Raw genomic sequence first — 13,580 nt, 5'->3', positions numbered from 1 at the left:
TTTCTGAAAAAGAGCATTCACATCCTTCAATAATTGTCAAATAATTTGCTTGAAAGGATTGTGAAAACGGTATCTTTCTGATATACTGTAAGTAAGTGAAAATTGGAAAGGATAGATTTTTAGTGGAACTAAGCAGTCGATCCGAACGTTTGATGGGGACCACCATCACCGTTTCGATCTTTCACCCACAGGCGGAGCAAATCCTAGCCCAATGCTTTGAACAGCTTCGCTTATACGAACACCGTTTTAGTGCAAATGATGCGACTTCTGAACTCATGGAGGTCAACCACCAAGCAGGGATAGCCCCTGTTTCGGTCCACCCAGACTTGTTCGAACTCATTGCCCTAGGGACCCAGCATAGTCAGGCTACAAACAGCCACTTAAACATTGCGATTGGGCCTTTGGTGCAAACTTGGCGGATTGGTTTTTCAGATGCCAAACGGCCTTCCCAAGAGGAGATCGACCAAGCCTTAAGCAAGATCGATCCCAAGCAAATCCAACTGGATACAGAAAACCAGTCGGTTTTTCTTAAGCGTCCGGGAATGAAAATTGACCTTGGTGCTCTTGCTAAGGGCTATAGCGCAGATTTAATTGCTACATTCCTTAAAAGCCAAGGAGTTGAGGATGCCTTGATCGATCTAGGAGGCAATATCCTTACAGTCGGTCAACACCCCCTCAAGCACCAGCCCTGGCGGATTGGCATTCAAAATCCAGTCGAAAAACGTGGCCAACACCTCTTGGTCCTTTCGGTCAAAGATAAGTCAGTGGTCACTTCTGGCATTTATGAGCGTCATTTAGAAGTCGATGGTCAGTCGTTTCATCATATCTTTGATAGCACGACGGGCTATCCAGTTGAAACAGACTTAGCCAGCATTACCATCCTCTCTGATCGATCGGTCGACGGAGAAATTTGGACGACTCGGCTGTTCGGAGAAGCGCCTGCTTCCATTCTCAACATTGTTGAATCACTTCCTGGAATCGATGCTATTTTGGTATCGCAATCAGGTAAAATCGCCTACACGAGTGGGCTTCCATCATATCTATAACTTGCTATCAGAAAGGAATTTCCATGATAAAACTCATTGCGATTGTGGGGACTAACTCCAAGCGTTCTACAAACCGTCAACTACTCGAATACATGCAAAAACATTTTGCAGACAAGGCTGAGATCGAATTGGTCGAAATCAAAGACATCCCAGTCTTTAACAAACCAGCCGACAAACAAGTGCCTGAAGCTGTTTTGGACATTGTTGCTAAAATTGAGGCTGCAGATGGTGTCATCATAGGAACTCCCGAATACGACCACTCCATTCCAGCTGTCTTAATGAGTGCACTGGCTTGGCTCTCTTACGGGGTTTACCCATTGTTAAACAAACCTGTTATGATCACCGGCGCTTCCTACGGGACCTTAGGTTCTTCTCGCGCCCAACTTCAATTGCGCCAAATCTTAAACGCACCTGAAATTAAGGCAAACGTTTTACCAGACGAATTCTTGCTCTCTCACTCCTTGCAAGCCTTCGACAAAAATGGTGACTTGGTCGATTTGGATGTGATTCAAAAATTGGATGCCATCTTCGATGATTTCCGCGTATTTGTGAAGATTACTGAAAAATTGCGCAATGCTCAAGAGTTACTTCGCAAGGATGCCGAAGAATTTGACTGGGAAAACTTGTAAGATAGGAGACAAAAAAGGATGAAATTTGTTGGACTTGTAGGATCAAACTACGATCAATCATATAACCGAAAACTCTTGGAATTCATTCGTCGCCAATTTAAAATCAAATTTGAATTGGAATTGCTAGAAATTGACGAAGTACCAATGTTTAACCAAGATGAAAAATGGGACGAAAGTTTCCAGTTGCGCCTCTTGAACAATAAAATTACCCGTGCAGACGGGGTGATTATCGCTACGCCAGAGCACAACCATACGATCTCTGCAGCTCTTAAATCTGTTCTTGAATGGCTATCTTTCGAGGTGCATCCATTTGAAAACAAACCTGTTATGATCGTCGGTGCTTCTTATTACGATCAAGGAACATCACGCGCTCAGGTTCACCTACGTAAGATCTTGGATGCTCCCGGCGTTAATGCCTACACCCTTCCGGGTAACGAATTCCTTCTTGGCAAAGCCAAGGAAGCTTTTGATGATCAAGGCAATATCATCAACGAAGGAACGGTTAAATTCCTCGAAACTTGCTTGGATAACTTTATCAAATACGTAGAGGTTGTATCGAAATTGAAAAAACCAAAACCAATTGAACCAGAAGATTTGGATTGCGGAAAACCAATCGCGACGACTGTTACAGAAGTCGATCCGGACGATCCAGATTGGGTTGAAAAAGTAGCTGAAATTACCGGTGCTGTATCTGGCGATACGTATGTCAAACTAGACCATGGAATCCTGACTGTCAATCAAATCGACATGTTCTTGAAGGCCATGCCATTTGAGTTGACCTATGCCGATGATAATAACCAATTCCTTTACTACAACAATGCCCATCAGGACCCTGATACCATGTTTGCCAAACGGGTTCCACCTCAATCTGGTAGCCGGATGTCAACTGTTCACGGATCCCTTCCACCAGCTCGTATGAAGAACGTTGAGTGGGTGATCGGTACCCTCCGTAACGGAAACCAAGAATATGTGCGTACCATTGTCCCAGGCTCACCTGAAGGGGTGATCAATACTCACAACTACCAAGCTATGTATTATGAAGATGGTTCTTACGCTGGTATCAATGAGATTGTCTTCAACTTCAAACCATGGTTAGACTGGTACCTTCAAACAACCGGGCAACGCCTTGTAGGTGGTAGCGGACCATTTGCTCCTGCTGGTGGTCACGGTGATGCAGATGCAACTTCTGGTGCTTCTGATGCTGGAGGACATGGTGACGGAGGCCACGGTGATGCAGATGCAACTTCGGGTGCAAGCAACTAAGAAACTAAAAAAAATGAAGCTCCGTGCTTCATTTTTTAGTTTAACTCTTTGATAATCTTCTTAGCATCTTCGTTTGAAATAGCCCCTAATTGTACATGTCCAATTTTCCCATGACTGTCTATAAAGACTTCTGTAGGAATGGAGCGAACCTGATAATCTGCAAATGCAGAACCATCTGGATTGTATAAGACAGGCACTGACTTGTAATCTTGTTGATCAAACCATTTGACGAATTCTTCTTCAGTTTTTTCACCTTGGAGTCCTGGTGCCATAATGGTCAGAATTTCAAAGTCTCTATCCGTATCCTTGACCAATTTCTCTAATTCGGGCATACTTTGCCGGCAAGGACCACACCAGGTTGCCCAAAATTTCAAATAAACCTTCTTCCCTTTGTAGTCTGAAAGTTTGACCGTATTCCCCTTCATATCCTTTAGCTCAAAGTCACTGGCGTCTTTTCCCACTAAAGGATTCTTATTCGTTGTTGTATTCATTGTTGGCTGATTGCTCATACTACTCTCACTAGATTGATTCATGGAACAAGCTGCCAGCAAAGCCAGAGAAAGTACTGAGAAACAAGCGTATTTAATACCTTTCATCATGTGTTAAACCTCCGATCATTTTATGAAAAGATAGATGACAAACTGTTCAATTGTCCCAAGAGTAAGAGAATTCCCATCAGAATAATGATGGCTCCGCCGATTTTCTTCAGCAACAACAAATGGGGTTTGAGACGATTAAAGTAAGGTAGGAGCAGACTAGATGCTAAGGCCAAAAGCAAGAAGGGAAGGGCCATTCCCAATGTATAAACAAAGAGATAAACAGCTCCCATAAGAGCATCCTGCCCATCTGATGCTGCTAAAGCAAGAACTGATCCCAATACCGGACCGATACAAGGAGTCCAACCAAAACTAAATCCAAGGCCAAGGAGAAATGCTGAAAACAACTCATTCTTCTGTTTGTTGGCTCCAAAATCTACTGATTTTTGCTTTTCAAGAAAATGAAAGTGAAAAACTTCCATCTGATGAAGACCAAGTCCAATGATAAGGGCTCCCATCAGGTAACGGAACCAATTGGTGTACATAATCTTTCCAAGCAAGCCCGCTCCAAAACCAATGAGGAGGAAAATAACAGAAATACCAGCAATAAAACAAAGGGTTTTCAGCAAGCCATGCCAGCGAAATCTTTTTCCGAACAATCGGATAGCCTTTCCCTGATCACTTCCTAGCAAGATCCCAATATATACCGGTAGCAAAGGAAAGACACAGGGAGAAAAGAAAGACAGAATACCCGCTAGAAAAACTGTCAGTGAAAAAAATAGTTGATTCATAGGCAACTCCGTATATTGATATGCTACATTTAGTATAGCATTGACTGACCTAAAATAAAAATTTCCGCTACGTTTTTTTACTAAAATTTGGAATTGGATACTAGTTTCAAAAAAACTCTAAGGCACAAAACTTTAGAGCTTCTATCATGACTTATTCTTCTGCAATTTGTTTATTGGGTAATATAAACGATAAAAGAATCCCTATGACTACTGGCACCAACCATGGAAGAGATTGAGCTGCAAAAGGCAGTAAAGCAATTCCCTTTTCTAATAGAGAAATTTTAAAGGTACTTGCCAGAACACTGGCAACAGATACCAAGCTGGCCAAAAAAATCGTCAATTGCATCCCTGGTTTTGAAAGGGCCACAAATTTATTCACAATCACAATTAACACAATGGTAATGGTAATAGGATAGAGAATCATCAAGACAGGTACTGAATAGGCAATAATGGCGCTCAAGCCAAGATTGGCAATCGCAAACCCAATCAGAGTGAAAACTGTCGCATAAACCCTATAAGAAATCTTAGGGAAGGTATGATGGAAGAATTCCCCTGTTGAAACGATCAAACCGGCTGTTGTTGTGAAACAAGTCACCGTCACCATCCCTGCAAGGAAGATTTGGGCAACTGGGCCAAAGATAGCCTTGGTTGCTTCTGAGAGGACATAAACACCCTTATTGGCATCGGAAGCCATCACTTCTGCTGGAATAGGGAAGTGATTTCCAAGGTAACCCAAGCCGATGTACAAAACACTAAAGCCAATGGCTACAACAATGCCAACAATCCAGATCGTTTTAATGTATTCTTTTTTACTGGTGAAACCAAGTTGATTAAGAGTAGTCACCGCGATGACGCTAAAGGCTACTGAAGCCAGGGCATCCAAGGTGTTATACCCTTCAAGGAAACCTTGCCCAAAGGCAGATGCTTGGTAGGCATCTGCTGCCACTTGAGGCGAGTGTCCGCTGTACTTGAGAGCACCAAGGACAACGAGTACAACGATCAAGATAGCAAAGACAGGTGTTAAAATCCGACCAATACTATCTAGGATTTTAGAAGGATACAAGGCAATCAAATAGGCCAAACAGAAATAAATCAAGGTAAAAATGAAGAGTCCAAGTCCTCCATTAGCATTTCCTAACAAGGGGGCGATCCCAACTTCGTAGGAAACAGTTGCTGTTCTTGGAATAGCAAAGAATGGACCAATAGACAGATACAAGGCTACCAGATAAACGATGGCAAACCAAGGAGCAATTTTTCGTGAAATCTCATGGATATACCCTTTAGGATTGAGCGTCCCAATAATCAAGGTGATAATCGCAATTCCTACTCCTGATAAGACAAATCCAGCAATAGCTGGCCAAAATTGATGTCCAGACAATGCTCCTAGAGCTGGTGGAAAAATTAAGTTTCCAGCACCAAAAAAAATACCAAACAGTAATAAACCTGTCAGGGAACCTTTACGTAACATGTATTCTCCTTAAAAGTAATAAGTTTTACTTTATCAAAATTATGGAACCGATGCAACTAATGTGCATACTTCTTGAGGTACTCACATCAAAATTAAATAAAAATGGAGATTCTAATTTTACGTAGAGGTTCTCCATCTTTTTCTAGTGATCACTAAAGCGTCGGTATTTAATACGGAAGTCAAAGTAATTTTCTTCCTGAAGTTTATGGAAAATATCGCGATAAGCCTCTTCATCAAAATGATCGCCCCGATAAAGAATTTCAAAACTGAGACCATCGTATTCTAAGAATGCATTGGCCGTTTTGAAGCCATTTCGATGATAGAAGTCCATTCGAGCCTTTCGTTGCTCTAGATTGTCACATTCTTCATCCAAACGCTCGACCTCTAACAGCATGGTTCGTTCATAAAATTCGACCAGTTTGTCAATGATCTCCTTACCATAACCATGACTACGTAAATGTGGCATGATAGCGAAAAAACTGACATAAAAAGCCTTGGCGTTTGAAATTGCAAATGCAAATCCAACGAATTCCTCCTCATTGTAAAAAGCAAAGAAGTGCGCATCTTCATTGTGAGTGTAGCGCAGGTATTCATCCAAGGGAATTCGTTCTTCTTCGGGGAAAGCTTCGATATTTAAGCATTCGACCTTGTCTAAATCCGGAAAATCCGGAGTGATCAACTGACTTGTTAAGCTCATAAAGCCTCCATTTCTATCTTGATTATACCAAAAAATGTAAGGGCATTCAAGAATCAAGGCTTGTCGCTGCTAGACAAAGTTGATATAATGACACTATGAAAAGAATTCAACGTGTTGACCTAATTCACGGTCCAATTTTGCCTGCCATTTTGAGTTTTGCCTTTCCAATTCTTCTATCTAATATTTTCCAGCAACTCTACAATGCTTCAGACGTCATGATTGTCGGCCATTTTTTAGGCTCCAAATCTTTGGCAGCTGTAGGGTCTACTGCTGCAATTTTTGATTTGATCATCGGTTTTGCCCTTGGTGTGGGAAACGGAATGGGAATTATCATCGCTCGTAATTACGGGGCTAATCGCTTGGATCAATTACGAAAGTCAGTCGCAGCTACAGCTGTGATTGGAGGAGGTTTGAGCTTAGTGGTCATGCTTCTTGGTTATTTTGGACTCTATCCCTTGCTTGAGTTTTTAGGAACCCCCTCTAGTATTATTGGCCAAGCCTACCTCTATATTTCAACCATCGTCAACTGCGTGGCAGTCACCTTTGCCTACAACCTTTGTGCAGGACTTCTGCGCGCTGTGGGCGATAGCTTAGCAGCTCTATATTTTTTGATGATCGCGGCGGTTTTAAATATTTTTCTTGACCTCTACTTTATCACCCAACTTCATTGGGGCGTCCAGTCAGCAGGGATTGCGACCATCATCGCTCAAGGTATTTCGGCCCTTCTTTGTCTCCTCTATATTCGTAAGAAGGTCCCTTTTCTTCTTCCACATCGCAAAGATTTTGTTTGGGACAAGGAGCTTTATCAGGATTTACTAAGTCAGGGCCTTGCCATGGGCCTCATGACTTCCATCGTTTCGATTGGTACGGTGATCCTCCAATCCGCTATTAATCAGCTTGGAACAACCATTATCAGTGCCCAGGTCGCAGCCCGTCGCATCATGTCCTTTGCCGTTTTACCGATTACAGCGATTGCCTCAAGTATCACAACCTTTATCTCGCAGAATTTTGGCGCAGAGCAATTTCAGCGGATCAAAAAAGGCATTACCATTACCAACCTTCTTTCTTGGGGTTGGTCTGTCTTAGTTGCTGCTCTTCTATTCTTTACAAGTCCGTCTTTAACCAGCTTTATTTCTGGCTCGTCAAATCCAGATCTCATTGCAAATGCTAGTCTATACCTTCAGATCAGCTCTTGTTTTTACCCTATTTTAGCGAGTCTCATTATCCTGAGAAATGCCCTACAAGGTATGGGCAAAAAGTTGACGCCTCTCACATCTAGTTTCATTGAATTGTTTGGTAAAATTTTCTTCGTTGTTTTCATTATTCCGTACACCGGCTACATGGGGGTTATCCTCTGCGAACCCCTTATTTGGATCCCTATGACTTTGCAGCTATTCGTAACCTATCGCAAGATCAAGCACCAACTCCTTGCCTAATAACAATTTTTTAAACAAGAACAAAACAACTTCCGCTCAGTTGAACAGAAGTTGTTTTTTGATAGAAAGCAATTAGAATAAACCAACCGCAGTTCCGTCAGCCGCCACATCCATATTTAAAGCAGCTGGACGTTTTGGAAGTCCTGGCATGGTCATCACATCACCTGTAAGAGCAACGATAAAGCCTGCACCGAGTTTTGGTACCACTTCACGAATGGTAATTTCAAAGTTCTCAGGAGCTCCCAAAGCATTTGGGTTGTCTGAGAAACTGTACTGAGTTTTAGCCATACAAATTGGAAGTTTATCCCAACCATTTTTGACGATTTGAGCAATTTGTGTCTTGGCTTTCTTCTCAAAGTTCACCTTGACTCCGCGATAGATTTCAGTAACGATGGTTTCGATTTTTTCTTCCACAGAAAGGTTGTTGTCATAGAGACGTGTATAGTTTGCTGGACTTGTTTCAATGGTCTTGACCAGTGTTTCAGCTAGCTCTACCCCGCCATCGGCACCATTGGCCCATACACTAGCCAACTCAACTGGAACGTCGATTTCAGCACACAATTCTTTCAGGGCAGCAATTTCTGCTTCTGTATCAGTGACAAATTCGTTGATGGCCACTACAGCAGGAATACCGAACTTGCGAATATTTTCCACGTGACGTTTCAAGTTAGCAAATCCAGCTCGTACAGCTTCTACATTTTCTTCTGTCAAAGCATCTTTGGCTACACCACCGTTCATCTTAAGGGCACGAAGTGTCGCTACGATCACTACTGCATCTGGTGATGTAGGCAAGTTTGGAGTTTTGATGTCTAAGAATTTTTCAGCACCAAGGTCAGCACCAAATCCTGCTTCTGTAATCGTATAGTCAGCTAAATGAAGAGCTGTTGTCGTTGCTAATACAGAGTTACATCCATGGGCAATATTGGCAAATGGACCACCGTGAACAAAGGCAGGAGTTCCATAGATGGTCTGAACCAAGTTTGGCTTGATCGCATCTTTCAAAAGTAAGGCAAGGGCGCCCTCTACTTCCAAGTCACGGACATAGACTGGCGTGCGATCATAGCGGTAACCGATAACGATATTAGCCAAGCGACGTTTCAAGTCTTCGATATCTGTTGCCAAGCAAAGAATGGCCATAATTTCAGAAGCAACGGTGATATCAAATCCATCTTCCCGCGGGATCCCATTTAGGGGGCTTCCAAGACCGACTGTCACATGGCGAAGGGCACGGTCATTCAAATCCACGACCCGTTTCCAGATAATGCGACGTTGGTCAATTCCTAGTTCATTTCCTTGATGCAAATGATTGTCAATCACAGCTGCAAGGGCATTGTTAGCCGTTGTAATGGCATGCATATCCCCTGTGAAATGAAGGTTAATATCTTCCATTGGAAGAACTTGGGCATAGCCACCTCCAGCAGCTCCTCCCTTGATCCCCATAACCGGACCTAAGGAAGGTTCGCGAATGGCAATCATGGTATTCTTGCCGATTTTATTCAAAGCATCTGCCAGTCCAATTGTAATGGTTGATTTCCCTTCTCCAGCAGGAGTTGGGTTGATCGCAGTGACTAAAATGAGCTTCCCTACAGGATTTTTCTCAACTTCACGAATCTTATCAAAACTTAATTTCGCCTTGTATTTCCCGTACAATTCCAAATCGTCACTATTCAAACCGATTTTTTCAACGACGTCCACAATTGGTTTTAATTCAATACTTTGAGCAATCTCGATATCTGTTTTCATTAGGGGATACTCCTCTTTATTTGATACCTCCATTATACCTAAAATTCGCGAAAATGACACCCTTTTTATAAATTTTGAATTTTTTGTTCGCTTTTTATTGATTAGTCCCTCCAAATGTACCACTTAATACAAGGAGCACCTAACTATTTTGATAGCGACAAAGGGGAGTTTTTCCATCTTAATATCCAAAAGGCCGTTCAAATCTTTACTTACGTATCCTTTTTGTGTAAAATAGGCGTATGCATATTTTAATCACATCTGGCGGGACCAGTGAAGCCATTGATAGCGTTCGTTCGATCACCAATCATTCGACAGGATCTTTGGGAAAAGTTCTTGCGGAGACCGCTTTGGCAAAAGGCCACCATGTTACCCTGATCACTACGCCTACTGCTCTGAAGCCTGCACCTCATCCAAATCTTCGAATCTCGTTGATCAGGAATGTCGAAGAGCTTCTTGCTCAAATGAAACAGGAAGTTCCGCAACATCAGGTCTTGATCCACGCCATGGCCGTTTCAGATTACACACCGGTTTACATGACAGGACTTGATGAAGCCGCAAAATCGCGAGATCTAACGACCTTTCTCCACCAAGAAAATCAGGAGACCAAAATTTCTTCGAAAGATGACTACCAGGTTCTCTTTTTAAAGAAAACACCAAAGATCATCTCCCTCGTAAAAGAATGGAATCCCGCTATTCAACTGATTGGTTTTAAACTCTTGGTTGCAGTTCCTACTGAAGAGTTGATTCAAGTGGCGCGTGAGAGTCTGTTGAAGAACCGTGCCAGCATGATCGTTGCCAATGATCTTAGACAGATCCAAAATGGTCAGCATCAAGCTTATTTAGTGACGAATGATCAAGTTCTACAGGCTTCTACCAAATCTGAAATTGCAGAAATGGTCTTAGATTCAATCGAGTAAAGGAAATTTATGACACAGATCACCTTAGCTGTTACCGGCAGTATCTCTGCCTATAAAGCAGCAGATATTACTAGTCAATTGACCAAGTTAGGCCTTGAGGTCAAGATCTTGATGACACCTGCAGCCCAAAAATTTATCACACCTTTGACCTTACAAGTTCTTTCAAAACATCCAGTTGGACTAGATGTTTTGCTGGAGGACGATCCTAAACGGATCGAACACATTGACATTGGAAAAGAAACCGATCTTTTTTTGGTTGCCCCTGCCAGCGCCAATACTATTGCCAAACTTGCGATGGGGTTAGCTGATAATATGGTCACTAGTACAGCCCTTGCTTTACCCACAACCACTAAAAAAATACTGGCGCCAGCAATGAATACCAAAATGCTAGAACACCCAGCTACCCAACGAAATCTAGACATTTTGAAAAGCTACGGTTACCAGATTATCCAGCCGCGTGAAGCTACTCTCGCTTGTGGAGATCAAGGTACTGGAGCTCTTGCGACGGTCGATACGATTATTCAAACTGTTAAGGAGAATTGTTTATGAAAAAATCATCTTCTATTTCAAGAATTGCCATCTTTTTTGCAGTCATGATCACTATTCACTTTGTGACTTCTTTAGTTTTGCAGTTCGTACCGTCCGGTATCCAGCCGACCTTGGTTCATATTCCAGTTGTCATCGCCTCCATCATCTATGGACCTCGTACAGGAGCTATTTTGGGACTTCTCATGGGCCTCTTTAGCGTGACCATGAACACCGTGGTCTTGACTCCTGCAAGCTACCTCTTTAGTCCCTTTGTCCCACACGGAAACCTCTACTCTCTTGTTATTGCTCTTATTCCGCGGATCCTGATCGGTGTGACACCTTACTTTGTCTACAAATTCTTACGCAATCGCGCAGGACTTGTCACAGCTGCCGTCGTTGGATCCATGACCAATACCGTCTTTGTCTTAAGCGGCATTTACTTCTTCTTCGGAGCTAGCTTTAGCGGAGGAATCCAACACTTTCTTGCTTTGATTGTATCGACCAACTCTTTGATTGAAGTCATAGCGACAGTTCTTTTAACCTCAGCAATTGTTCCATCTTTGGAAAAATTAAAATAAATCTAAATGGTTAAGGCCGCTTTGCCTTAGCCATTTTATATTGGCAAAATTTCAAGACTGTAAATTTGAAGGCTTTTACATTTGAAGCTAGAAATTTGTGAAAAAATTTGCTATAATGAAAGCGTTTAAAAAGATTAAGGAGAATACTATGTCTTATCAAGAAAACTACCAAAAATGGCTCGATTTTGCTTCATTACCAGCTTATCTTCATGATGAGTTGGTCGCAATGGATGAAAAAACCAAAGAAGATGCCTTCTATACCAACCTAGAGTTCGGTACAGCTGGTATGCGTGGCTATATTGGGGCTGGTACCAACCGGATTAATATCTATGTGGTCCGTCAAGCAACTGAAGGCTTGGCTCAATTGATCGACTCTAAAGGCGAGGAAGCCAAGAAACGCGGTGTTGCTATTGCTTACGATAGCCGCCACTTCTCTCCTGAGTTTGCTTTTGAATCTGCTCAAGTATTGGCTGCACACGGTATCAAATCTTACGTATTTGAAAGCCTTCGTCCAACACCTGAATTGTCCTTCGCCGTCCGTCACCTCCATACATTTGCTGGGATCATGGTGACGGCTAGCCACAACCCTGCACCATTTAATGGTTACAAGGTTTATGGAGAAGATGGTGGACAAATGCCACCAGCAGATGCGGATGCATTGACAGATTACATCCGTGCGATCGAAAATCCTTTCACTGTGGAACTCGCTGACCTTGAAGAAAGCAAGGCTAGTGGCTTGATTGAAGTCATTGGCGAAAACGTTGACGTTGAATACCTCAAAGAAGTCAAAGGTGTGAACATCAACCAAGACTTGATCAATGAATACGGCCGTGACATGAAGATTGTTTACACCCCTCTTCATGGTACAGGTGAAATGTTAGCTCGTCGTGCCCTTGCACAAGCAGGATTTGAAGCAGTTCAAGTGGTTGAAGCGCAGGCTGTTCCAGACCCGGATTTCTCTACCGTTAAATCTCCAAACCCTGAAAACCAAGAAGCTTTCGCCCTTTCTGAAGAACTTGGACGTAAAGTTGATGCGGATGTATTGGTCGCAACAGACCCTGATGCAGACCGTCTTGGTGTTGAAATTCGCCAACCAGATGGTTCTTACCTCAACCTTTCAGGTAACCAAATTGGTGCTATCATCGCCAAATATATCCTCGAAGCTCACAAAACAGCTGGTACCCTTCCTGCCAATGCGGCCCTTTGTAAATCCATCGTATCAACTGAGTTGGTGACGAAAATTGCGGAAAGCTACGGCGCAACCATGTTTAACGTCTTGACTGGTTTCAAATTTATCGGTGAAAAGATCCACGAATTTGAAACCCAACACAACCACACTTACATGCTCGGTTTTGAAGAAAGCTTCGGTTACCTGATCAAACCATTCGTACGGGATAAAGACGCAATCCAAGCCGTTCTTATCGTTGCAGAAATCGCTGCTTACTACCGCTCACGTGGAATGACCTTGGCAGACGGTATCGCTGAAATCTACAAAGAATACGGATATTTCGCAGAAAAGACCATTTCTGTCACCCTTTCAGGTGTGGATGGAGCTGCAGAAATCAAGAAGATCATGGATAAATTCCGTGGCAATGCTCCTAAACAATTCAATAACACAGACATTGCTAAGACAGAAGACTTCTTGGCACAAACAGCTACTACAGCAAACGGCGTTGAACAATTAACAACTCCTCCAAGCAACGTATTGAAATTCATCTTGGTTGACGATTCATGGATCGCTGTCCGCCCTTCAGGAACTGAACCAAAAATCAAATTCTACATTGCTACAGTTGGAACATCTGAAGCAGATGCTAAAGAAAAAATTGCGAATATCGAAGCAGAAATCAATGCTTTTGTAGGGTAAGCAGCAGAAAGAGGCTGGGACAAAAGTCCTAGCCTCTCATTTGTTTTTGGATTATCGAGCAAGAAGCAGTGGTTGAGTGCTCAA

At 42.6% G+C, this 13,580-nt stretch carries 13 protein-coding genes; 8 read left to right on the top strand and 5 right to left on the bottom strand.

The annotated features are described in order from the left end of the window. Nucleotides 1-122: 122 nt before the first annotated feature. From BTU61_RS09145 to BTU61_RS09135, 3 genes are read left to right on the top strand one after another with little or no spacing between them, the layout of a single operon-like run. On the top strand, nt 123-1,046 hold the full coding sequence (locus BTU61_RS09145) for an FAD:protein FMN transferase (protein WP_338058530.1): 924 nt from the start codon (nt 123-125) through the stop codon (nt 1,044-1,046). Nucleotides 1,047-1,069: 23 nt separating this feature from the next. Then, the gene (locus BTU61_RS09140) at nt 1,070-1,675 is read left to right on the top strand and encodes an NADPH-dependent FMN reductase (protein WP_200773264.1); all 606 of its coding nucleotides are present in this window, start codon (nt 1,070-1,072) and stop codon (nt 1,673-1,675) included. Between the two features lie 18 nt (nt 1,676-1,693). Beyond that, complete coding sequence (locus BTU61_RS09135; RefSeq protein WP_200773263.1) at nt 1,694-2,938, top strand: NAD(P)H-dependent oxidoreductase; 1,245 nt, start codon at nt 1,694-1,696, stop codon at nt 2,936-2,938. Nucleotides 2,939-2,973: 35 nt separating this feature from the next. On the opposite strand, the gene BTU61_RS09130 is transcribed toward BTU61_RS09135, so the two are convergent. From BTU61_RS09130 to BTU61_RS09115, 4 genes are all read right to left on the bottom strand, one after another. After that, entirely contained in the window at nt 2,974-3,534 is a 561-nt protein-coding gene (locus tag BTU61_RS09130) for a TlpA family protein disulfide reductase (protein ID WP_200773368.1), read from the bottom strand. A 23-nt stretch (nt 3,535-3,557) separates the two neighbouring features. After that, nucleotides 3,558-4,265 carry a thiol-disulfide oxidoreductase-associated membrane protein CcdA2 gene (ccdA2, locus tag BTU61_RS09125; RefSeq protein WP_200773262.1) on the bottom strand — a complete coding sequence of 236 codons (708 nt, stop codon included), beginning with the start codon at nt 4,263-4,265 and terminating at the stop codon, nt 3,558-3,560. Between the two features lie 151 nt (nt 4,266-4,416). Next, on the bottom strand, nt 4,417-5,733 hold the full coding sequence (gene brnQ / locus BTU61_RS09120) for a branched-chain amino acid transport system II carrier protein (RefSeq protein WP_200773261.1): 1,317 nt from the start codon (nt 5,731-5,733) through the stop codon (nt 4,417-4,419). A 142-nt stretch (nt 5,734-5,875) separates the two neighbouring features. Further along, nucleotides 5,876-6,430, bottom strand: coding sequence for a GNAT family N-acetyltransferase (locus BTU61_RS09115; RefSeq protein WP_200773260.1), 555 nt, complete (start codon nt 6,428-6,430; stop codon nt 5,876-5,878). A 95-nt stretch (nt 6,431-6,525) separates the two neighbouring features. On the opposite strand from BTU61_RS09115, the gene BTU61_RS09110 reads away from it, so the two are divergent. After that, the gene (locus tag BTU61_RS09110) at nt 6,526-7,866 is read left to right on the top strand and encodes an MATE family efflux transporter (protein WP_200773259.1); all 1,341 of its coding nucleotides are present in this window, start codon (nt 6,526-6,528) and stop codon (nt 7,864-7,866) included. 72 nt (nt 7,867-7,938) lie between these two features. Here the strand turns inward: BTU61_RS09110 and BTU61_RS09105 are convergent, their stop codons facing one another. After that, on the bottom strand, nt 7,939-9,609 hold the full coding sequence (locus BTU61_RS09105) for a formate--tetrahydrofolate ligase (protein ID WP_200773258.1): 1,671 nt from the start codon (nt 9,607-9,609) through the stop codon (nt 7,939-7,941). A 239-nt stretch (nt 9,610-9,848) separates the two neighbouring features. Here BTU61_RS09105 and BTU61_RS09100 point away from each other — a divergent pair, with 239 nt between their 5' ends. The 4 genes from BTU61_RS09100 to BTU61_RS09085 all read left to right on the top strand — a co-directional run bounded on the left by BTU61_RS09100 (nt 9,849) and on the right by BTU61_RS09085 (nt 13,496). Then, the gene (locus BTU61_RS09100; protein ID WP_200773257.1) at nt 9,849-10,526 is read left to right on the top strand and encodes a phosphopantothenate--cysteine ligase; all 678 of its coding nucleotides are present in this window, start codon (nt 9,849-9,851) and stop codon (nt 10,524-10,526) included. 9 nt (nt 10,527-10,535) lie between these two features. After that, entirely contained in the window at nt 10,536-11,075 is a 540-nt protein-coding gene (coaC, locus tag BTU61_RS09095; protein WP_200773256.1) for a phosphopantothenoylcysteine decarboxylase, read from the top strand. Then, nucleotides 11,072-11,632, top strand: coding sequence for an ECF transporter S component (locus BTU61_RS09090; RefSeq protein ID WP_200773255.1), 561 nt, complete (start codon nt 11,072-11,074; stop codon nt 11,630-11,632). The genes coaC and BTU61_RS09090 overlap by 4 nt, the downstream gene beginning before the upstream one ends. A 148-nt stretch (nt 11,633-11,780) precedes the next feature. Further along, the gene (locus BTU61_RS09085) at nt 11,781-13,496 is read left to right on the top strand and encodes a phospho-sugar mutase (protein WP_200773254.1); all 1,716 of its coding nucleotides are present in this window, start codon (nt 11,781-11,783) and stop codon (nt 13,494-13,496) included. Nucleotides 13,497-13,580 lie beyond the last annotated feature (84 nt).

Origin of the sequence: Streptococcus lactarius, from assembly GCF_016642265.1 — a bacterium.
In the GTDB taxonomy this organism is placed as follows: domain Bacteria; phylum Bacillota; class Bacilli; order Lactobacillales; family Streptococcaceae; genus Streptococcus; species Streptococcus lactarius.
Note: the sequence above shows the minus strand (reverse complement) of the source record. Positions and strands in the feature narration are given on the sequence as shown.